This window comes from Methylobacterium sp. J-070, assembly GCF_022829385.1.
GTDB lineage: Bacteria > Pseudomonadota > Alphaproteobacteria > Rhizobiales > Beijerinckiaceae > Methylobacterium.
Window position 1 is genome coordinate 90,987 of sequence record NZ_JAKSXX010000165.1, and the last position, 21,297, is coordinate 112,283.

18 protein-coding genes are annotated in these 21,297 nt (G+C 71.3%); 11 read left to right on the forward strand and 7 right to left on the reverse strand.

Translation table 11 applies throughout. From position 1 onward, the window contains the following. The first annotated feature begins 3 nt into the window (after positions 1 to 3). On the forward strand, positions 4 to 234 hold the full coding sequence (locus MKL01_RS16465; RefSeq protein WP_243906284.1) for a hypothetical protein: 231 nt from the start codon (positions 4 to 6) through the stop codon (positions 232 to 234). A gap of 4 nt (positions 235 to 238) precedes the next feature. Continuing rightward, complete coding sequence (locus tag MKL01_RS16470; RefSeq protein WP_243906285.1) at positions 239 to 616, forward strand: hypothetical protein; 378 nt, start codon at positions 239 to 241, stop codon at positions 614 to 616. A 109-nt stretch (positions 617 to 725) separates the two neighbouring features. On the opposite strand, the gene MKL01_RS16475 is transcribed toward MKL01_RS16470, so the two are convergent. Continuing rightward, on the reverse strand, positions 726 to 1,010 hold the full coding sequence (locus tag MKL01_RS16475; RefSeq protein ID WP_243906286.1) for a DUF6894 family protein: 285 nt from the start codon (positions 1,008 to 1,010) through the stop codon (positions 726 to 728). Between the two features lie 528 nt (positions 1,011 to 1,538). Between MKL01_RS16475 and rpoN the strand changes: the two genes are divergently transcribed. The 4 genes from rpoN to MKL01_RS16495 all read left to right on the forward strand — a co-directional run bounded on the left by rpoN (position 1,539) and on the right by MKL01_RS16495 (position 7,819). Then, positions 1,539 to 3,113 (forward strand): RNA polymerase factor sigma-54, encoded by a 1,575-nt coding sequence (gene rpoN, locus MKL01_RS16480; protein WP_243906287.1) that lies wholly within the window; start codon positions 1,539 to 1,541, stop codon positions 3,111 to 3,113. Between the two features lie 72 nt (positions 3,114 to 3,185). After that, complete coding sequence (glmU, locus tag MKL01_RS16485; protein ID WP_243906288.1) at positions 3,186 to 4,565, forward strand: bifunctional UDP-N-acetylglucosamine diphosphorylase/glucosamine-1-phosphate N-acetyltransferase GlmU; 1,380 nt, start codon at positions 3,186 to 3,188, stop codon at positions 4,563 to 4,565. Positions 4,566 to 4,719: 154 nt separating this feature from the next. Beyond that, positions 4,720 to 6,546 carry a glutamine--fructose-6-phosphate transaminase (isomerizing) gene (gene glmS, locus MKL01_RS16490; RefSeq protein WP_243906289.1) on the forward strand — a complete coding sequence of 609 codons (1,827 nt, stop codon included), beginning with the start codon at positions 4,720 to 4,722 and terminating at the stop codon, positions 6,544 to 6,546. A 112-nt stretch (positions 6,547 to 6,658) separates the two neighbouring features. Then, positions 6,659 to 7,819: a M20 family metallopeptidase gene (locus MKL01_RS16495; RefSeq protein ID WP_243906290.1), complete on the forward strand. Its 1,161-nt coding sequence runs from the start codon at positions 6,659 to 6,661 to the stop codon at positions 7,817 to 7,819. Between the two features lie 101 nt (positions 7,820 to 7,920). On the opposite strand, the gene MKL01_RS36005 is transcribed toward MKL01_RS16495, so the two are convergent. Both MKL01_RS36005 and MKL01_RS16505 read right to left on the reverse strand, forming a co-directional pair. After that, positions 7,921 to 8,082 (reverse strand): aldo/keto reductase, encoded by a 162-nt coding sequence (locus MKL01_RS36005; protein WP_313901469.1) that lies wholly within the window; start codon positions 8,080 to 8,082, stop codon positions 7,921 to 7,923. A 411-nt stretch (positions 8,083 to 8,493) separates the two neighbouring features. Next, a complete protein-coding gene (locus MKL01_RS16505) occupies positions 8,494 to 9,624 on the reverse strand; it encodes a serine hydrolase domain-containing protein (RefSeq protein WP_243906291.1) in 1,131 nt (376 codons plus the stop codon). Positions 9,625 to 10,633: 1,009 nt separating this feature from the next. On the opposite strand from MKL01_RS16505, the gene MKL01_RS16510 reads away from it, so the two are divergent. The 5 genes from MKL01_RS16510 (at position 10,634) to MKL01_RS16530 (ending at position 15,195) form a co-directional block, all read left to right on the forward strand. Further along, positions 10,634 to 11,293, forward strand: coding sequence for a response regulator (locus MKL01_RS16510; protein WP_243906292.1), 660 nt, complete (start codon positions 10,634 to 10,636; stop codon positions 11,291 to 11,293). 230 nt (positions 11,294 to 11,523) lie between these two features. After that, positions 11,524 to 12,021 (forward strand): MarR family winged helix-turn-helix transcriptional regulator, encoded by a 498-nt coding sequence (locus tag MKL01_RS16515; RefSeq protein WP_243906293.1) that lies wholly within the window; start codon positions 11,524 to 11,526, stop codon positions 12,019 to 12,021. After that, entirely contained in the window at positions 12,018 to 14,066 is a 2,049-nt protein-coding gene (locus tag MKL01_RS16520; RefSeq protein ID WP_243906294.1) for an FUSC family protein, read from the forward strand. The genes MKL01_RS16515 and MKL01_RS16520 overlap by 4 nt, the downstream gene beginning before the upstream one ends. Next, positions 14,066 to 14,272, forward strand: coding sequence for a DUF1656 domain-containing protein (locus tag MKL01_RS16525; protein ID WP_279604661.1), 207 nt, complete (start codon positions 14,066 to 14,068; stop codon positions 14,270 to 14,272). Before MKL01_RS16520 ends, MKL01_RS16525 begins: the two co-directional genes overlap by 1 nt. Then, positions 14,269 to 15,195 (forward strand): HlyD family secretion protein, encoded by a 927-nt coding sequence (locus MKL01_RS16530; protein WP_243906296.1) that lies wholly within the window; start codon positions 14,269 to 14,271, stop codon positions 15,193 to 15,195. Before MKL01_RS16525 ends, MKL01_RS16530 begins: the two co-directional genes overlap by 4 nt. 149 nt (positions 15,196 to 15,344) lie before the next feature. On the opposite strand, the gene MKL01_RS16535 is transcribed toward MKL01_RS16530, so the two are convergent. From MKL01_RS16535 to MKL01_RS16550, 4 genes are all read right to left on the reverse strand, one after another. After that, a complete protein-coding gene (locus tag MKL01_RS16535; RefSeq protein ID WP_243906297.1) occupies positions 15,345 to 16,817 on the reverse strand; it encodes an NAD-dependent succinate-semialdehyde dehydrogenase in 1,473 nt (490 codons plus the stop codon). Then, positions 16,810 to 18,822 (reverse strand): acyl CoA:acetate/3-ketoacid CoA transferase, encoded by a 2,013-nt coding sequence (locus MKL01_RS16540; RefSeq protein WP_243906298.1) that lies wholly within the window; start codon positions 18,820 to 18,822, stop codon positions 16,810 to 16,812. Before MKL01_RS16540 ends, MKL01_RS16535 begins: the two co-directional genes overlap by 8 nt. Positions 18,823 to 19,116: 294 nt before the next feature. Beyond that, positions 19,117 to 20,244: a class III poly(R)-hydroxyalkanoic acid synthase subunit PhaC gene (phaC, locus tag MKL01_RS16545; protein WP_243906299.1), complete on the reverse strand. Its 1,128-nt coding sequence runs from the start codon at positions 20,242 to 20,244 to the stop codon at positions 19,117 to 19,119. Then, positions 20,237 to 21,067, reverse strand: a complete 831-nt coding sequence (locus MKL01_RS16550; protein WP_243906300.1) for a poly(R)-hydroxyalkanoic acid synthase subunit PhaE — start codon at positions 21,065 to 21,067, stop codon at positions 20,237 to 20,239. The genes phaC and MKL01_RS16550 overlap by 8 nt, the downstream gene beginning before the upstream one ends. Positions 21,068 to 21,297 lie beyond the last annotated feature (230 nt).

The following is a 21,297-nucleotide window of genomic DNA, read 5'->3' on the forward strand; positions in this document are numbered from 1 at the left end:
GTCATGAACGGCGAACGACCAGGCGGCCCGCACCTGCCCGAGGTCCTGACGCGCCTGCTCAGGGCACCCAAGAGCGCGATCTGGCCGACGCCGGAGGATCGCCACCGCCTGCGTCCCGGCCGGCAGCGACCGCGCGAGCCGAGCCGCGCGGTCCTGGGTGTCTGGCTGTGGGCGATCCTCTACAACCTGGTCGGTTTCGCGATTCTCGTGGCCCTCTGGCGGACGATGCACTGACCCTATGACCCGATCCAGCTTCCTCCTCCCGCGCGCCCGACGACCGGCCTGCGCGGCGCTGATCCTGTTCGGCCTCGCGGGCCCGGCGGTCGCGCAGGCGCCCGGAGACGCCCTCAACGCCGATGACGCGACGGGGGCGGTGAAGGTCTGCGCGCCGGTGGCGATGCCGCGCTGGCGCTCCATGATCCCGGCGCCCAAGACCTGGACTTTCCTGGACTGCATGGGTTTCTCGGGCGAGATGGGCGCGAGCCATTTCCAGCTCGGCTGCCTGTTCGCCAACGTCACGCCCCACGCGCAGAAATACGCCTGGGGGGCGATGGTGCCGATCGAGAAGTCCGCCCTGGCCAAGGCGCAGCCACCGGTTCCGAATTGCGGGTGGTAGGGCACGCCCCCGGTGCCGGTTGCCGGCTTCCGGAAATGGCGATGCCCGATCGCGCACCCCGGCGAACGCGGCGCCGGTCTGCCCGCCCGGATCCGCCCCGGCCGTCCCCTCAGGTGCCGGCCGGGGGCCAATCGACATCGAGGGCGAGACGGACGCGGAAGACGACCCGACCCGCCTCGTCCCGGACCTGCGCCTCCAGGGAGAGGGCGCCGGCGGCCGCCGAACCCGACTGCTTCGGCTTGATCCGGATCAGATCGTGGGCCGCTTCGACCAGGGCCTCGGCCGCCGACAGACAGGCCTCCTGCCGATCGGCAAAGTCCAACCCCTCGTCGTCGCGGGACAAGCCCCCGCCGTCGATGAAGTCGGTGAAGTAGCGCACGGCGCGGGGCCTCATGGGCATAACCGGAGCGTGAACCGCCCGTCCTCGCCTGTCGCTAACCTGTGTGAGGCCGTCCCAGGTGACCCGGCGTGAAAGGCTACTGGAGCGATGTCCGGCGAGACCGGCCATCGGCGAGATGTCCCGGCGCACGCCACCATCGGGACTTGTCTGGAAATGCACGCAACTTGAGCGAGATCTCTCCGCCTGCCGCGGCGGATCACCACACCGGTGCTGTGATTGTGGGCGATCGCCGGGTGCCCGCACGCTGTCCAGATCGTGAGACGCGGCGACCCGACGGACGGCCCATCCATGGTCAAGGCTTCGTTAACGGGAAGCCGCCACAGTCTCGGGTCGGTGTCGCCGGTGTGACCCGATTACCACGTTCGAACCCGCTGCAGGATTGCCCAAAAGCAAATTCCCAACGCGCTTTGACGCGCACGTCCGATCGGTATAAAGACTTAACCCATGAGTTAAGCAAGAATCATGCCGTGAGCAGCGTGGCTCCGGTTGGCGAAGCACGCTGAAAGGGAATCGGGGCCTGGCATGAGTTTGGTGCAACGGCTGGAAGTGCGTCAGGGCCAAGCCCTGGTGATGACGCCGCAGCTCCTGCAAGCGATCAAGCTCCTGCAACTGTCGCAACTCGATCTCGCAGCCTATGTCGAGGCAGAACTCGAACGCAATCCGCTGCTGGAGCGCGCCGAGCCCGATCCGCCGGCTGCGGGCGAAGCCGCCGAGTCGGGTAACCACCAGGACGATGCGGTCGCGGACGGCTTCGAAGCCCCGGAACCCGACTCGTGGCTGTCCGCGGAGCTTAATCCGAGTCGCGGCGAGATCGAGGGCGATTTCGACACCCGGCTCGACAACGTCTTCCCCGATGATGGCCCGGTCCCGGCCCGGGAGGCGGGGGGCGGGGACATGCTCTCGCTGACGCCGCCGCCCTACGGCAGCAACGGGGGCAGCTTCGACGGCGAGGCGCCGGATTTCGAGGCCACCCTCACCGCCGAGACCTCGCTGCGCGACCACCTCGCGGGGCAGCTCGATCTCTCGACCAGGGAGCCGGTCGAACGGCTCATCGGCGGCTTCCTGATCGATGCCATCGACGAGGCCGGCTACCTGCGCGAGACCGTGGAGGGCGTGGCCGAGCGGCTCGGTGCCGAACCGGCCGTGGTGGGGCGGATGCTCGCCCTCGTGCAGAGCTTCGATCCGCCGGGCGTCGCGGCCCGGGACCTCGCCGAGTGCCTCGCGATCCAGCTGCGCGAGCGCGACCGCTTCGACCCCGCCATGCAGGCCCTGGTCTCGCGCCTCGACCTCGTGGCCAAGCGCGATTTCGCCGCGCTCCGCCGTCTCTGCGGCGTCGACGACGAGGATCTCGTCGACATGCTCGGCGAGATCCGCCGCCTCGACCCGAAGCCGGGCCGGGCCTTCGGATCGAGTGCCGTCGAGGTTCTGGTTCCCGACGTCTTCGTGCGCGCCGCCCCGGACGGCTCCTGGCTGGTGGAGCTGAACAGCGAGGCCCTGCCGCGGGTGCTGGTCAACCAGAGCTACTACGCCCGGGTCGTGCGCGGCGCCTCGGCGGAGGGCGACCGGGCGTTCCTGTCGGAGGCGTTGCAGAACGCCAACTGGCTGACCCGCTCCCTGGAGCAGCGCGCCCGCACCATTCTCAAGGTCGCCACCGAGATCGTGCGCCAGCAGGACGGGTTCTTCGTCCACGGCGTCGCGCACCTGCGCCCGCTCAACCTCAAGACGGTGGCCGAGGCGATCGGCATGCACGAATCGACCGTGTCGCGCGTGACCTCCAACAAGGCGATCGGGACGAGCCGCGGCACGCTGGAGATGAAGTACTTCTTCACCGCGGCGATCCCCGGCGCGGCCGGGATGGCGGCCCATTCCTCGGAGGCCGTGCGCCATCGCATCAAGCAGCTCGTCGACGGCGAGACGCCGGACGACGTGCTCTCCGACGACGCGCTGGTGCAGAAGCTGCGCGGCGAGGGCGTCGACATCGCCCGCCGCACCGTGGCGAAGTACCGGGAATCCCTGCGGATCCCGAGCTCCATCGAGCGGCGCCGGGAGCACTTCGCCCATGGCTCCGCCCATCACGGCGCCCTGGCTCTGCGCTGAGGGCGTGAGCGGGCTTGCACAGCGCCCGCGTCCGGCTCATCCGTGGCCCCCGATCCGACGCTTGGACCCGCGATGAACCCGACCGGTACGCCCCCGCGCAGCCTCACCGCCATCGTGCTCGCGGCCGGGAAGGGCACGCGGATGCGCTCCGACCTGCCGAAGGTTCTGCACCGGATCGCCGGGCGGAGCATGCTCGGGCACGTGCTGGCCGCCGTCCAGGCGGCGGGCGCGGGGCGGATCGCCGTGGTGGCCGAGCCCGGACGCGACGATGTCGCCGCCGAGATCGCCCGGCAGGCGCCCGGCGCGCTGGTCTTCCCACAGGCCGAACGGCTCGGGACCGCCCACGCGGTCCTGGCCGCTCGGGACGCGCTGGTCGATCCGGACGACGACGTGGTCATCGCCTTCGGCGACACGCCGCTCGTCACCGCCGCCACGTTTTTGCGATTGCGCGCGCCGCTGGCCGAGGGTGCGGCGGTCGCGGTGCTGGCCTTCGAAAGCCCGACGCCCACCGGCTACGGGCGCGTGCTCACCGAGGAAAGCCGCGTCCTGGCGATCCGCGAGGAGAAGGATACGAGCGAGGCCGAGCGGGCGGTGACCCTGTGCAATGCCGGGCTGATGGCGCTCTCCGGGCGGCACGCCCTCGCGCTCCTCACCCGCATCGGCAACGACAACGCCGCGGGCGAATACTACCTGCCGGACGCGGTGGCGCTCGCCGTCGGCGACGGGCTGACCGTCACCGTCGTGCCGGTGGACGAGGCGGAGGCGCAGGGCGTCAACGACCGGGTCCAGCTCAGCGTCGCGGAGGCGGCGATCCAGGCCCGGCTCCGCCGCAGCGCGATGCTGGGCGGAGCGACGCTGTCTGCCCCCGAGACCGTGTTCCTCAGCTATGACACGGTGCTGGGGCGCGACGTTGTCGTGGAGCCGAACGTCGTGTTCGGACCGGGCGTGCGGATCGGCGACGGCTGCACCGTGCGGGCCTTCGCGCATCTCACGGACACACACTTGGAGGCGGGCGTGCGAATCGGGCCGTTCGTGCGGCTGCGCGGGCACGCGGTGCTGGAGACGGGCGCCGAACTCGGTAATTTCGTCGAGCTGAAGAACGCCCGGATGGGTCCCGGCGCCAAGGCCGCCCACCTGACCTATCTCGGCGACGCGGAGATCGGCGCCAAGGCCAATATCGGCGCGGGGACGATCACCTGCAATTACGACGGGGTACTCAAGCACCGAACCACGATCGGCGCAGGCGCCTTCATCGGGTCGAATTCGGCGCTCGTGGCGCCGGTCCGCGTGGGGGAGGGGGCCTACGTGGCCTCGGGCTCCGTGATCACCGACGACGTCCCGGCCGACGCCATGGCGGTGGCCCGCGGCCGGCAGGCCACCAAGCCCGGCTGGGCCAGGGAGAAGCGCGCCGCGCTCCTGGCCGAGAAGGCGCGGCGCGGGTCGGGATCCTGACGGTCGCCCACGCGAAGCCTCGAACGGCCGGGGCTGGCCCTTGGCGGGGCCCATCCGGTACAAGCGGCGCAGGGCCCCGCCTTGAACGGTGCGGCCCGGATCGTGCGCGCGGGCTCGCGCACGCGTCGCGGGCGTCGAAGCGAGAGACATTTGCATGTGCGGCATCGTCGGGATCGTCGGACGCGACGCGGTGGCGGGGCAGGTGATCGAGGCCCTGCGGCGGCTCGAATACCGCGGCTACGATTCCGCCGGCATCGCCACCCTGGAGCACGGGCGGCTTGAGCGGCGCCGCGCCTCGGGCAAGCTCGTCAACCTGGAGGCTCGGCTCGCCCAGGAGCCGCTCACCGGCACGATCGGCATCGGCCACACCCGCTGGGCCACCCATGGCCGGCCCAACGAGACCAACGCCCACCCGCACGCCACCAACCGTCTCGCCGTCGTGCACAACGGCATCATCGAGAACTTCCGCGAACTCAAGCGCGAGCTGGAGGCCGACGGCGTCGTCTTCGAGACCGAGACCGACACCGAGGTCGTCGCCCAGCTCGTCAGCCGCAACATGGATCGGCACATGGGTCCCGTGGAGGCGGTCGCCGCCGCCCTGCCGCGGCTGCGCGGCGCCTTTGCGCTGGGCTTCCTGTTCTCGGGCGAGGAAAACCTGCTGATCGGCGCCCGCCACGGCGCGCCGCTGGCGGTCGGCTTCGGCCAGGGCGAGACCTATCTGGGCTCCGACGCCCTGGCGCTCGCCCCGTTCACCGACGCGCTCACCTACCTCGACGAGGGCGACTGGGCGATCCTGACCCGGGACGGCGCCGAGATCCGCGACCTGGCCGGCAATCCCGTCCAGCGCCCCCGGCAAAAAATCGCGACGCAGGCCTACCGGATCGACAAGGGCGAGTACCGCCACTTCATGGCCAAGGAGATCCACGAGCAGCCCGAGGTGGTCGGCCGCACGCTGGCCCACTACGTCGACATGGCGCAGGGCCGGGTCATGCTGCCCGAGGCGCTCCCCTTCGACTTCGCCAAGCTCAGCCGCGTCTACATCACCGCCTGCGGCACGGCCTATTATGCCGGTCTCGTCGCCCGCTACTGGTTCGAGCAGGTGGCGCGCCTGCCCGTGGAGATCGATGTCGCCTCGGAGGCCCGCTACCGCGAGGCGCCGCTGGAGAAGGACGGGCTGACGCTGGTGATCTCGCAATCGGGCGAGACCGCCGACACCCTGGCGTCCCTGCGCTACGCGAAGAGCCAGGGCCAGCACACCCTGAGCGTGGTGAACGTGCCGACCTCGACGATCGCGCGGGAATCCTCCGTGGTGATGCCGACGCTGGCCGGACCGGAGATCGGGGTGGCCTCCACCAAGGCGTTCTCGTGCCAGCTCACCGTGCTCCTGTGCCTCGCCATCGCGGCCGGCCGGGCCCGCGGCACCCTGGATGCGGCGGGCGAGCGGCGTCTCGTCGACGCGCTGATCAAGGCGCCGGGCCTGATGGCGGAGGCGCTCGCCGACGAGCCGGCGATCGAGGGTCTGGCCCGGGAGATCGCGAAGGCGCGGGACGTACTCTATCTCGGGCGCGGCACCAGCTACCCGATGGCGCTGGAGGGTGCGCTGAAGCTGAAGGAAATCAGCTACATCCACGCAGAGGGCTACGCCGCGGGCGAGCTGAAGCACGGGCCGATCGCGCTGATCGACGAGAGCGTGCCGGTGATCGTCATCGCGCCGCACGACGCGGTGTTCGAGAAGACCGTCTCGAACATGCAGGAGGTCGCCGCCCGCGGCGGCCGGATCGTGCTGATCGGCGACGCCAAGGGCGCGGCCGAGCACGGGCTCGAGACGCTCGCGACCTTCACCATGCCGGCGCTCGACGCCACGGTGGCGCCGATCGTCTACGCGGTGCCGATCCAGCTGCTCGCCTACCACACGGCGATGTTCATGGGGAAAGACGTCGACCAGCCCCGCAACCTCGCCAAGTCGGTGACGGTGGAATAGGCGCGGCCGGCCGAATCCGCGCTCCGCACGCGCGCGGCGCCGCCTTTGCGAGCGCCGCGAATCTCGGGACGGCTGAGCGTGCGGTCCCTTTGATCCCGGTACGAGGCCCCGCATGACCGCATGTGACACCGACGCCCTGCGCTGGCTCGACGGGCAGGAGGGGGCGATGCTGTCACTCCTCGAGGAGCTGGTGAACATCGATTCCGGCTCCTACGACAAGGCCGGCGTGGACGCGGTCGGCACGCGCATCGCGGCGTTCCTGGCCGGTGAGGGTATCCCGGCGACGACGATCCCGGTGGAGGGCTACGGCGACGCGCTGAGGGCCGAGGTCGCCGGCTCCGGCGGCGGCAACCGGCCGGTGGTGCTGATGGGCCACCGCGACACCGTCTTCCCGAAGGGCGAGGTGTCGCGCCGTCCGTTCCACGTTGCCGACGGCCGCGCCTACGGGCCGGGCGTCGCCGACATGAAGGCCGGTCTCGTAATGAACGCCTTCGTGCTGGCGGCCTATCACCGGGCCGGCGGAGCGCCGATGCCGCTCACCGGCCTCTTCACCAGCGACGAGGAGATCGGCTCGCCGGCCTGCCGGCCGATCATCGAGGAGACGGCCCGCGGCGCCCGGGCCGTGCTGAATTCCGAGCCGGGGCGGCCGACCGGCAACGTCGTCACCGGCCGCAAGGGCGGCGTGTTCATGCACCTCGAGGTGCTCGGCAAGGCCGCCCATTCCGGCGGCAACTTCGCGGACGGGCGCAGCGCCATCCTGGCGCTCGCCCACAAGACCGTGGCGTTCCACGCGATCACCGACCTCGACCGGGGCACGACGGTGAATGTCGGGCTGATCTCCGGCGGCCAGTCGGTGAACACCGTCGCGCCCCGGGCGACCTGCGAGATCGACCTCCGCTACGTCACCCCGCTCGACCGCGAGGACGCCATGGCGCGGATCGCCGCCATCGTGACGGATGGCACGGTGCCGGGCACGACCGCGCACCTGACCGTCAAGGGCGAGTTCCTGCCGCTCGTCCAGGATGCGGGCTCCCGGGCGCTGTTCGAGACCTACGCGCGGGCGAGCGCGGGGCAGGGCGTGCCGGTCGCGGGCGAGTTCGCCGGGGGCTGCGCCGATTCCGGCTTCACCGCGAGCGTCGGCTGCCCGACCCTGTGCGCCGTGGGCCCGGTGGGGGGCAAGGCGCATTCCCCCGAGGAATATTTGGAGGTTGCGAGCCTCGTCCCCCGGGCGCGCGCGATGGCCGAGACCATCGCGGCGCTGGCGTCCGCCTGAGGGTCAGAGGTCGACCGAGGCGCGTGCGGCATCGCCGTAGCGGGGCCCGCTGACCGCCTCCAGGGGGATCGCCCTGTCGATGGCGGCGCGGTCTTCGGCGGTCAGGACGATCTCCGCGGCGGCGGCGTCTCCTCCAGGTGCCGGATCTTGCGGGCGCCCGGGATTGGCACGATGGTGTCGCCCTGCTGAAGCACCCAGGCCAGGGCGAGCTGCGCGGGCGCGACGCCCTTGTCGCGCGCCATCGCGGCCAGGGCGTCGATCAATCGCCGGTTGGCGGCGAGGTTCTGTGCCTAGAAGCGCGGCAGGGCTACAGTGCGATCGGGACCGGCTCTAAGCAGGCTCCGCAAAAGTGGCGGCCGGTTTTGCGACGAAAACCTGCGACAGACCAAGGACGTAACAGGACCGAGCGCTGGCCTGCCCACGGTACACGACAATGACGCCGTCTTCACCGCATGAAGCGTGGGTCTCCTTTCCCGTGCGGGAGAGGGACAGGTTGAGGAACGAAAACGTCAAGGACAAGGCTCCCCCCATACGCGCGTCGATGGCGCGCTCGATCCGGTGACTTCTTGTCCCTCACCCCAGCCCTCTCCCGCACGGGAGCGGGCAGGTTGCGCCCGCCAAACGCGTCGGCGCGCGACTGTCGTGTCTAATGTGGCCTGCCGACGCGAGTCGGCTTAGCCCCGCAAAGCCCCCACGAGACGCTCGAGGAACCCGTCGAGCGCGGCCTTGTCGATCCAGCGCAGCACCGCGACCAGGTCGCGGTCCGGATCGCACCAGATCACGTTGTTGCCGGCGCCGAGGGCGCTGAAGGACGCGGCGGAGAGCTGCGGCTTGGCGGCCGCGCCGCGGTTCAGCCACCAGAGATAGCCGTAGCTGTCGAGCATCGGCGACGGGGTCAGCATGGCGCGGATCCAGCGTTCCGAGACGAGCCGTCGCCCGTTCCAGGCACCGAAGCGGGCGATCAGCAGCCCGAACCGGGCGTGGTCGTCCGCGCCGATGCACAGGCCGCCGCCCCAGTGGCCGCCCCCGGGCACCGACTGGATGCGGCCGCCGTCGATCTCGACCCAGGCGTTGTCATAGCCGTGCCAGGCCCAGTCTCGGGAGGCGCCGATCGGGTCCATGATCCGTTCGCGCAGAACCTCCGGCAGGGCGCGGCCGAAGCGGCGCATCAGGCAGTAGGACAGCAGGTTCACCCGCACGTCGTTGTACTCGTAGTAGGAGCCCGGCGGATGCAGCGACCGCCTCTCGCCCTTGCGGCTGTTGTCCGCCCCCGGCCCGATCTGGCGGAAGTGGTCGACCTGGTCGGACTTGCCGAACAGGACGCCTTGCCACTCGCTCGATTGCTGCAGCAGGTGGCGCCACGTGATCAGGCCGTTGTGCGGGCCGTCGAGGAGCGGGTCCGCCACGTTGTCGCGCACCGGCGCGTCCACGTCGGGGATCAGCCCGTCTTCATGGGCGAGGCCCGCCAGCACCGCCAGGTAGCTCTTGGCGATCGAGAAGGTCATGTCCGGCCGGCGCGTGTCGCCCCAGGCGGCGATGCGGCGGCCGTCCTTCAGGATCACGCCTGCCGGGCCGCCCCGCGCGCGCACCGGCCCGACGATGTCGCTCCAGGGCCCGCGCTCGTTCCACTCGACGAGGCCGACGTAGCGCCCGTCCGGGTAATACAGGCTGCGCGGCCACGGGCTCTCGTTGGCCTCGGCGAAGGAGACGGCGTCCGCGAGCCGGCCGGGATCGAACCCGGCCGCGCCGGGCTCCACGCCCTCGAAGGAATCGGTGGGCCAGGACGGCGCCATCGGCTGTGTCACGCGTGTGCTCCAGGCTGGATTGCCAAGGCCGTATCGGGCGCAGAGGGAAGCATGACCTACGCCGCACCGTGTGCATACGGAACCGGCGCTCCCCGTCCAGCCGCGCGGCCGATTGGTCCCGACCGGCTGTTCCCGGGCGATCCCGCGAGACCGGCGTGCCGATTTCCGCGCCCGGGGCCCATCGAGCACAGACCGTCGCTTGGCGCAGCGCCGCCAGACGCTTCAGGGTACAGGGCATCGGGCAGTCTCGCCCGCGCGCCGACACGGGGCGCCAGCGCGATGCCATCGCCCCGGCTCGCGGCAGGGTCGCCCCCCGGGACTGTAAGTCGGCCGCGTCTTGCCGGACCGGGCTGCGAGCTCGCCCTGATCGCCTGCACCGGTCGTCCAGATCGACCTGAACACGTAGTTCTTCGCCTGCCCCGCCGTGCTCATGGGCTGGTGCGACCGGCGCGTGATCGTGGTGGCGAACGCCGCCACGGCGATCCACCACCTCGCCCTCGATTCCGTGCGCGAGCAAGCTGTGGCCGCGGAAGGCATCGTCCACACCGTCGCCGAGGCGGCGGCCGGGACCGTCGAGGCGACGGGTACGTCGGCCGGCGGCATCCTGACCTCGGCGTCCGAATTGTCGGTCGCGTTCGATCATTCGGCACGGAGGTCGGCCGTTTCCTGGCGTCGGTACGCGCGGCCTGACCCGGGACCGCCCGGGCACCCGCCGCAGCCCCGCCGTGATCCGGGCGGCCGGGCCTGGGCTGGCCGGCGTCGGCCGGCATCCCGACCGCTGAGCGCCGTCAGGCCGACGACAGCGCACCGCCGTCGGATGCCGAAGGACAGCCCGCACGCACCGGGCCGCCCGATCGATGCGCCGCCCGCGCGCGGCGGCCACGGTGAGCAGCGCCCGCCGTCGCTCGGGAGCCGCTTGCGCGAGAGAGCCGCTTCGAGCACGGTCCGGTCGTGCAGCCCGCGTTTTCGGCGGATCGTGTAGGATTTGGGGCGAAGGACCGCGTTGTCCGTGCATCTCCTGATCGTCGATGACCACCCGCTGTTCCGCGATGCGCTGGCGGCAACGATCCGCCTCGCGCATCCCGACGCGGTCCTGCACGAGGCCGACGGGATCGAGGCGGCCTGCGCGGCGCTGGCCGCGAACCGCGGCATCGACCTGACGCTCTTCGATCTGTCGATGCGGGGCGTGACCGGCTTCGACGGCCTGATCACGCTGCGGGCCCGCTTCCCGCGGGTTCCGATCCTGGTCGTCTCCGGCCACGAGGATCCGCGCATCGCGCGGGAGGCCCTGGAGCACGGAGCGGCCGGCTTCGTCCCCAAGGCCATGGACAAGGCGACCCTCACCCGGGCGATCGCCGAGGTGCTGAGCGGGGCCCTTTTCCTGCCCCCCGGTCTCGCCGACGCCAGCGCACCGGCGCCCCGGAGCAGGAAGGCGCCCCTGCCCGAGCGCCTCGCCCGGCTCACGCCGCAGCAGTTGCGCGTGCTGACGATGATCCGGCAGGGCAAGCTCAACAAGCAGATCGCCCACGAGCTTCAGGTCGGCGACTCGACCGTCAAGGCGCATGTCTCCGAGATCCTGCGCAAGCTCGAAGTCATCAGCCGCACGCAGATCGTGATCGACACGGCGGCCCTCGATTTCGACCAGATCCACAACGCGCACCGGGGCTGACCCGGCCCCCGGGATCCCAGCGCTGGACAGTGGCCCATCGGGCGCCCGGTCGAGACCGGGCACCGAAACGCTCCGATCCGTCCTCCTGCGTCGAGCGGCTCATGCGACCGACGCAACCCAGGCCCAAACCGAGCCCGGCTCGTTTAAAATCGATATGATGCTATCTATCAGCATGCGAGCTGATTGATCCCGCCCGTCCGCGGGATCCTCGCGGCGATGGACCCGGGACTATGCCGAATGCCGAGGATCACAGGGGCCGGGAGCGGCTGCAGCAGGCCTTCACCCACGCGCTCCTGACGACCGGCCGTCACTGGCGCCGGGCCGCCAATACGGTCGCGGAGGCGCACGGACTGTCCGACGCCACCGCCCATCCGCTGATCATCATCGGCCGTATGAAAGATGAGCCCCGCCAGAACGCCCTCGCCGAAGCCGTCGGCATCGAGGGCCCGTCGCTGGTGCGGCTCCTCGACCAACTGGCGGCTGCCGAACTGGTGGTGCGGCGGGAGGACCCGACCGACCGGCGGGCCAAGGTCCTCGGGCTGACCCCGCGCGGGCGGCGTGTCTTCGAGCGGATCGAGGCCGAGCTCTCGACGCTGCGGGCTTGCGTCTTCGCGGAGGTCGACGGCGCGGATCTGGAGGCGAGCCTCCGGGTCTTCGCCGCGCTCCAGCGCTTCGACCGCCAGGCCGCCGTCGATGACGCCGCCCCCGTGCCGGAGCCGCTGTCGTGACACTTCCCGGATGGCGCGACTGGGCCTTCGCGCTGAAGACCTACGCGGCGGCGATGCTCGCCCTGTTCCTGGCGCTCTGGATCGACCTGCCGCGTCCCTACTGGGCCCTCGGCACGGTCTACATCACCAGCCAGGTGCTCTCCGGCGCGACGCGCTCCAAGGCCGTCTACCGGGTCTGCGGCACGATCCTCGGCGCCGCCGTGAGCATCGTGCTGGTGCCGAACCTCGTGAACGCACCGGTGCTGCTGAGCCTCGCCATCGCCTTCTGGGTCGCGCTCTGTCTCTACGTCGCGCTCCTCGACCGCACGCCCGCGAGCTACCTTCCCATGCTGGCGGGCTACACGGCGGCGCTGATCGGCTTCCCCGCCGTCGACGATCCCGGCGCGATCTTCGACACCGCGGTGGCGCGGGCCGAGGAGATCTCGCTGGGGATCCTCTGCGCCAGCCTCGCCGCCACGCTGATCCTGCCGCAATCGGCAGCCCCGGTCATCGCAGGCCGGCTCGATCTCTGGCTCGGCGAGGCCCGCGCCTGGACGCAGGCCGCCCTCGCGGCCGCCCGCGCGCCGCGCACAGGCGAAGCGGACAGCAACCTGCGCCTGCGCCTCGCTTCGGACGCCCTCGGCCTCGACGCCCTCGGGCACGCCCTGCGCAACGAAGCCACGGGGGCTGCGCGCGCCGCGGAGGCCTTCGCTCCGCTCCGGCAGCACATGCTGATGGTCCTGCCCATCGTCGCCGCGGTCGCCGACCGCGTCGCGGCCCTGGAGCAGCTCGACGCCCTGCCGGCCCGGGTGCGCGCGTTCCTGTCGGACCTCGCGGTCTGGCTCGCCGAGGCGGGGGAGGATCCGGACGGCGCGGCGCGGCTGCGCGGCCGGATCGAAGAATTCGATCCCGTTCTCGGCCAACGTCCCGCCTGGACCGCGCTCCTGCTGGCGAGCCTCGCGGCCCGCCTGCGCGACGTCATCGACCTGCGCCAGGACCTGCGCGCGCTGCGCGGCCATCTGGAGGTCGGCACGGCGCCGGAGGCGCCGCTCGCCTTCGCCTACACGGCACGGGTCCGCGGGATCCGCCACCGCGATCATGGCCTCGCCGCGTTCTCGGCCTTCGGGGTATTCACGGGCCTGCTGGCCTGCTGTGCCCTTTGGATCGCCACCGGCTGGCCCGACGGGTCCGCGGCGCCGATGATGGGGGCGGTCGCCTGCTGCCTCTTCGCCGCCCAGGACGATCCGGCGCCCCAGATCCTCGGCTTCGCCAACTCGGCGCTCGTCGGCGCCCTGGTCGCGGGCGTCTACCTGTTCGCGATCCTGCCCCTGGCCACCAGCTTCGAGATGCTGGCCCTGGCCGTGGCGCCGGCCCTGATCCTGTGCGGCCTGATGATGACGCAGCCGCGCTTCGCCCCGATGGGCATGGGCGCGGCCCTCAACGGTGCCACCCTGCTGGCCCTGCAGAACGGCTACAGCGGCGACTTCGCGCCCTTCGCGAATTCGGTCGTCGCCTCGGTGGTCGGGATGTGGATCGCCGCTCTGGTGACCCGGCTGATCCGCTCGGTGGGCGCCGGCTGGAGTGCGAACCGGCTGGTCCGGATCAACCGGCGCAGCCTCGCGGCGGCCGCGGCCGGGCGCGGCGCCGCCCACGGGCTCGAACTCGCCGCCCTGATGCTCGACCGCGTCGGTCTCATCGCCCCCCGCCTCGCGACGCTCCCCGCGGAGGCCTCGGCGGCGATGGGCGACCTCTTGGCCGACGTGCGGGTCGGCATCAACCTCGTGGAGGTCCGGCGGGTGCGCCGGCGGCTGACGGGCGCGGCCCGCGCGACGGTCGATCAGGCCCTGGCGCTGGCGCCGCTTCACCTGCGCGGCCAGGCAGGCCGTTCCGGTGCCGATCTGCTGGTCGCCCTGGACGACAGCCTCGACGCCGTCGCGGAGGCCGCGCCCTCGGCCGAGCGCCGGGCCGCCCTGATCGGCCTCGCCGGCCTGCGCCGCGGGCTGTTCCCCGATGCGCCGGCCTACCGGCCGGCACCCGCATCGATCGACCGGAGGAGGGCGGCGTGATGGGGGAGATCGATCTCTACGGCGTGTTCGTGCCGGGCGTGGCCGTGTGGATGGCCGTCGCCTTCGCGCTCAGCCTGCCCCTGCGCCGCCTCCTCTCGGCGACCGGCTTCTACCGCCTCGTCTGGCATCGGCCGCTCTTTGACCTCGCGCTCTTCGTCGTCCTGCTGGGCGGCGTCGTGACCCTCGCCCATCGGATCCTGCAATGACCGCCCTCTTCTCCGTCCTCGGACGCCTCCTGGTCACCCTCGGCATGGTCGCCGCGGCGCTGATCGTCGGCCTCGCCCTGTGGGACTACTACATGGACGCCCCCTGGACGCGGGACGGACGGGTGCGCGCCGACGTGGTGGCGGTGGCCCCGGACGTGTCCGGCCTCGTCACCGAGGTGCTGGTGGCGGACAACCAGCTCGTCCGGCGGGGCGACGTCCTGTTCCGCATCGATCCCGACCGGTTCCGGCTCGGGCTCCGACAGGCGGAGGCGATGGTCGAGGGCCGCCGGGCGACCGCCGAGCAGGCGGCGGCCGATCATGCACGCTACGCCAAGCTCAGCGACGCGGCCGTGTCGCAGCAGAAGGTCGAGGCCGCCAAGGCCGCCGACCTGTCCGCCCAGGCCGCCTACGAGCAGGCCGTTGCGGACCGCGACCTCGCCAAGCTCAACCTGGACCGATCGGCGGTGCGCGCCGCGGTCAGCGGCCGGATCGCCAATATGGAGCTGCGTCCGGGCGCCTACGTCACCACCGGCCGGGGCGTGATGGCGCTGATCGACAGCGATACGGTGCGGATCGAGGGCTATTTCGAGGAGACCAAGCTGCCGCGCATCCGCGTCGGCGCGCCCGTGACCGTGCAGTTGATGGGCGACGACGGCGTGCTCAAGGGACGCGTCGCCAGCATCGCGGGGGGCATCGCCGAGACCGGCCGCAGCGACGCGACCAACCTCCTGGCCAACGTCAACCCGACCTTCTCGTGGGTCCGTCTGGCCCAGCGCATCCCGGTGCGGATCACCCTCGACGGCGGGACCACGGATCCGCGGCTGGTGAGCGGCCGGACCGCGACGGTGTCGATCGCCCCGGCGGCGGACGGGACAGCCCCGCGCTGGCCCTGGACGGCCTGGCGCGAGGCGCGCGCCCGCTGAGGGAGCCGCCGCCCACAGCACGGGCAGCGGCACGCTCCTTTCACTTGGGATCGATGGCGCAGGATGGGGCTCGGCGGTCGCTTCCAGACGATCCTCGCCCATCCTTGACCCCTCCCCAGCTGGGGGGGGAATGCGCGTCTCGGCCGGTCTCAGCCGCCCAGTCCGCCCACACACAGGTACTTGGTGTTCAGGTAATCCTCGATGCCCTGGTAGGAGCCCTCGCGTCCGAGGCCGGATTCCTTGACGCCGCCGAAGGGCGCCACCTCGCTGGTGATGATGCCCTCGTTGATCCCGACCATGCCGTATTCCAGCGCCTCGGCGACCCGGAAGGTGCGGCCGAGGTCGCGGGTGTAGAAGTAGCAGGCCAGACCGAACTCGGTGTCGTTGGCCATCCGGACCGCCTCCGCCTCGTCGCGGAACCGGAATAGCGGCGCCAGCGGCCCGAAGGTCTCCTCGCGGGCCACCGCCATGGCGGGGGTCGCGCCGGTGATCACCGTCGGCTCGAAGAACTGGCCGCCCAGGGCGTGCCGGTGGCCGCCCGCGATGACCCGGCCGCCCTTCTCGACGGCGTCGCGGATATGCGCCTCGGTCTTCTCCACGGCGGCCATGTCGATCAGCGGCCCCTGGGCGACGCCCTCCTCGGTGCCGTGACCGACCTTCAGGCGGTTCGCCGCCTCGGCCATCTTCTCCGCGAAGGCATCGTAGATCCCGTCCTGCACCAGGAAGCGGTTGGTGCAGATGCAGGTCTGGCCGGAATTGCGGTACTTGGCGAGCATCGCGCCGGCCACCGCCTTGTCGAGGTCGGCGTCGTCGAACACGATGAACGGCGCGTTGCCGCCCAGTTCCATCGAGACCTTCTTCACCGTGTGGGCGGCCTGCTCCAGCAGCACCTTGCCGACCTCGGTCGAGCCGGTGAACGTGATCTTCTTGACCAGGGGATTGCCGGTCATCTCGGCCCCGATGGCGCGGGCCGAGCCGGTGAGGATGCTCACCACCCCGGCCGGGAAGCCGGCGCGCTCGCACAGCACGCCCCAGGCGAGACCCGAGAGCGGGGTCTGCGAGGCCGGCTTGATCACGATCGTGCAGCCGGCCGCCAGCGCGGGGGCGATCTTGCGGGCGATCATCGAGGACGGGAAGTTCCACGGCGTGATCGCCGCCACCACGCCCACCGGCTCCTTGGTCACCAGGATCTTGCGGTCGCCCCAGGGGGAGGGGATGACGTCGCCGTAGACGCGCCGCGCTTCTTCCGCGAACCACAGCACGTACGCCGCCGACATGGCGACCTCGCCGCGGGCCTCGGTGAGGGACTTGCCCTGCTCGGCGGTGAGGATCTGCGCCAGATCCTCCTGATGCTCGGTGACCAGCCCGGCGAGCTTGCGCAGCAGCACGGCACGCTCGTTGGCGGTCCTGGCACGCCAGGCGGGGTAGGCCTCGTGAGCCGCCCGGATCGCCCGGCGGGTCTCCTCCGCGCCGGCATTCGGCACCCGGGCGATCACCGCGTCGGTGGCCGGGTTGGTGACGTCGATGCTCCCGGAGCCGTCCTTCGACCAGGCACCGCCGATCAGGCAGGCTTCGACTAGGAGGGCACGATCCTTCAGGGAGGGGATTTCGGTCTCAGGCATCCAACGGTTCCTTCGGCGGCCGTGGCATGTCCGGTTGGGACATGCCGGGCCGCGGCTTGAGGGGCACGCTCTGGGCCGTATTCCTCGCCTGCGCCTCGGCTTTTGTCTCGAAGACATGGGGAGCCAGATCGCGGCTCGCCAACGAGGCGCCGAGTTTCAATCGCAAGAACGCGCTGGTGGTATACCGGGACGCGGTCTCGTAATAGCGGTTTTCCAGATAGGCGATCGCCGAGAAGTACGCGTCGCTCACCGTCGGGTCGATCTCGAACCCGTCGTAGTTGGCGATCAGGTGGACCTTGCGGCCGATCTCCTGGCAGGCCCGCTCGTATTCACGGCGCACCAGCTCGACGTCGTCGATGGTCCGGACCTGGAAGCCTTCGAGGTTCGAGAACAGGATGTTGCGCTCGGCATCGTAGCTGATCCGGTCGGCGAGGGAGACCCCCAGCAGCCACGGCTCCAGAGCCATCACCGTATCGCGGAACAGCCGCGGATCCATCGGCTTCGGGGCCTGCACGATGGGGGTGAAGCCCATCTGCCCGAGGATATCCCGGTCGATGTCGATGCCCGGCGCGACCTCGACGAGTTCCATGCCGGCCCGCGTCCGGCGGAACACGCAGCGCTCGGTCACGTAGAGCACCGGCTGGCCGCGCTCGGCCGCGTAGGCCCCCGAGAAGGTGACCTGCTCCACGGCGGCGATGAACTTCTGCGAGCGTCCCTCGCTGAGGATCCGGATGCCGCCATCCTCCACCGCCACCTTGAGCCCGTCGGCCGTGAAGGTGCCGGCGAAGACGAGACTCTTGGCGTTCTGCGAGATGTTGATGAAGCCGCCGGCGCCCGCGAGCCTCTTGCCGAAGCGGCTGACGTTGACGTTGCCCTCCGCGTCGCACTGCGCGAGGCCCAGGCAGGCGAGGTCGAGGCCGCCGCCGTCGTAGAAGTCGAACTGCTGGTTCTGGTGCAGCACGGCGGCCGGGTTCAGGGCGGCGCCGAAATCGAGCCCGCCCTGCGGCAGGCCGCCGATCACCCCGGGCTCGGCGGTGAGCGTCAGGTATTTCAGCACCCGCTCCTCGGCGGCCACCGCCGCGACCCCCTCGGGCATGCCGATGCCGAGATTGACCACGCCCCCCGGCGGAAGCTCGAAGGCGCAGCGCCGGGCGATGACCTTGCGGGCATCGAGCGCCATCGGGGCGATCCGGTCGAGCGGGACGCGCTGGCGGCCCGTGAAGGCGTGGTTGTAGGGCGTGCCGTAGGTCTGGCGGTGGTTCTCCGGCTGGCTCAGCACCACGCAATCCACCAGCACGCCGGGCACCTGCACCTCGCGCGGGTTGAGCGAGCCGGCCTCGGCCAGCCGCTCCACCTGCGCGATGACGAAGCCGCCCGAGTTCTTCGCCGCCATGGCGGCCGCGAGGTTGTCGAGGGTGAGAGCCTCGCGCTCCATGGTGATGTTGCCGGCGGGATCCGCCGTCGTGCCGCGGATCAGCGCGACGTTCACCGGGAAGGCCTTGTAGTGCAGCCAGGTCTCGCCGCCGAGCTCGACCACGCTGACGAGATCCTCCCGGGTCACGGCATTGAGCTTGCCGCCCTCGAGCCGCGGATCCACGAAGGTGCGCAGACCCACCTTGGTGATGTGGCCCGGCGTGTGCGCGGCGATCTCCCGGTAGAGGTGCGAGACCACGCCGAGCGGCAGGTTGTAGGCCTCGATCTGCCCCTCGACCGCCATGGCGCCGAGCTTCGGCACGAGCGCCCAGTGGCCGCCGACGACGCGCTGGACGAGGCCCGGGATCGCCAGCCGGTTGAGGCCGCGCTCCTTGCCGTCGCCCGGCGCGGCGGCGAACATCAGGCCGAGCCCGTGGGGCCCAGCGCCGGATTCGTAACGCCGGGCGAGGGCCAGGATCAGTTCGTCGGGGGTGCCGATGCCGACGAACCCCGAGACCGCCACCATGTCGCCGTCGCACAGGATGGCGATCGCCTCGTCGGCGCTGACGATCTTGTTCTTCAGGCTGCCCATGGGGTGATCCTCGGCGCCTGGGATTCCGGCCACAATGGGGGGCTGGCGAAGGAACCGCGCCATTCCCTCCCCCCGCTGCGGGGGAGGGTGGCCCCCGAAGGGCGTCGGGAGAGGGCAGCGCGGCTCCCGGAACGGGCACGACCTTCATGAAGGCCACCGCCCTGTTCTGCACCGTCGCTCCCTTGTTGCGGGACTTCGTCCCGGCCCGACCCCTGCTGACGCAGGGGCCATCCTCCCCCACTGAGGGGGGAGGGGGAACACGTCGCGCCCCGCATGAGCCGTCGAGCGACCATCCTACCCCCGCTTGCCGAGCCAGTCGGCGATGCCGGAGCCCAGCAGCTTCTGTGCCTTGCCGCCGACGAAGACGCCGACATGGCCGCCGGGCAGCCCGAGTTCGGTGTAATCGTCGGTGCCGATCCTGTCCTTGAGCGCCTGGGAGGTGGCGGGCGGGATGATGTGATCGTCCTGCGCGAAGACGTTCAGCACCGGGCAGGTGATAGCCTTGAGATCCACCGTCCGGCCGCCGAGCTCGAAGGTGCTCTGGATGAGCTTGTTGTCCTGGTAGAGGTCCTTGAGCCACTGCTTGGCCGCCTCGCCGGGATGGTCCGGGCGGTCGGCGATCCACTTCTCCATGCGCAGGAAGTTCAAAAACTTCTTCTTGTCATCGAGGGCGTCGAGCAGGTCGAGGTTGTACTTTGTCATGGTCCGCATGGGCGTCATCATGGAGAAGACCGAGCCCATGAAGGCGCCGGGCAGGGAGCCCTGCGCGTCGATCAGCCGGTCGACATCCTCCGGCGTCAGAGACCGGGTCCAGACGTTGATGAAGCCGTGGCCGGCCCGGGCGTCCCGGGCGTCGGCGTGGAAGTCGATCGGCGTGATGGTCAGCACCATCGCGTTGACGGTCTCCGGGTAGAGCGCCGCGTAGCAGGTGGTGAAGACGCCGCCCTCGCAGATGCCGAGCAGGCTGATCCTATCGCGCGCGGCCGCCTCTTGGATGAAGGCGACGCATTCGGCGAGGTAGCCGTCGACGTAGTCGTCGATGCTGACGTAGCGGTCGGCCCGGCCCGGATTGCCCCAGTCGACCACGTAGAGGTCGAGGCCGAGGTTCAGGAGGTTGCGGACGAGGGAGCGGTCCTCCTGAAGGTCCGCCATCGTGTAGCGTCCGATCAGCCCGTAGACGATCAGCACCGGCGGCAGGCCCCGGCTCTCGGCCAACGGCCGGTAGCGGTAGAGCCGGACCTTGTCCTGGCTCCAGACCAGGTCCTTCGGCGTGGTGGCGATCTCGACGTCGGCGTCGCGCAACTCCGCGAACAGCTTGGCGCCGGCGCTGATGCGCTGGCCGAGGGTGCCGACCTCGGCCAGCATCTCGGCCGGCGTCAGGGCGATTGGCGAGGCCGCCTGAGGGATCTTCCGGTCAGCCATGGGCCTGCTCCCCGATGCGCGCGCCGTCCGCCCGCGCTCCCCTGGCCGCCGCGCGACGCTCGCGGCGCAGCGCCCGCACCTCCCGGCGCAGCTCGGTCAGGCTCTTGTGCACGTCGTCGAGTTCGGCCCGGGTCGGCTGGCCGTAGAAGTCCGACAGGAAGGCCGCCACGTCCTGCTGGGCCAGGCGCAGATCGGTCGAGGCGCGCAGCACGGACCGCTGCGAGGCCAGGAATGTGTCCGAGCGTTGGACCTCCAGCAGGACCGCGTTGGCGGTCTCGATCCAGCGGGTCATCATCTCCCGGGCGGAGGCGAAGCTCTCGCCGCGCTCGGCCCGGGCATTGGCCTCCTGGGCGAAGGTGCCGGCCGCCCGGGTCCAGGCCTCCAGCATCACGGCCTGGTGCTCGCTCTGCACCCGTCGGAGCGTCGCCCAGGCGGTGAACAGGGCCGCGTAGCGCCGCTCGGTCTGCCACAGGTCGGCGAGCTGCGGGCCCTCGGCCATGCGGGTCAGCGCGGCGTCGAACTCGCCCGAGCCGCCGAGCCAGGCCTGGGGATCGAAGATCCGGGCGAGCACCGCCCCGGCGGTGGGATCCGGCGCGCCGGGGCCGCCCTGCAGCGCATGCGCCAAGGTCTGGGAGAGGGCGGTGGCGGAGGTCCAGGCCTCCGTCAGCTTGGCCTGCGCACCGGCGAGGCCGGCGAGATCCGCCGCCGGGAAGGTCGGCCAGCCGAAATTGGGGACGGCCTGCCCGGCACCCGGCGTGAGGAAGCCCGCGCCGGCCCGGGTCCAGAACTCGCCCATCGCCCGGAACGCGTCGAACTGGTCCATGCTGGCGTTCCTCCCGACCTTTTCTGGCTCCGCGTTGCCGCGGAGCCCGTTGTCAGCTCACCGACTCGACCGCATGACCCGAATCCTTCCTCCCCGCCCTGCGGGGGAGGGTGGCCCCCGAAGGGGGTCGGGAGAGGGGCAGCGCGACGGTACCCAACCGGGCTCTACCCGTCTCGATGGCGTCCGCCCCATTCTGAAACGTCGCTCCCCTCTCCCGACCCTCGCTGACA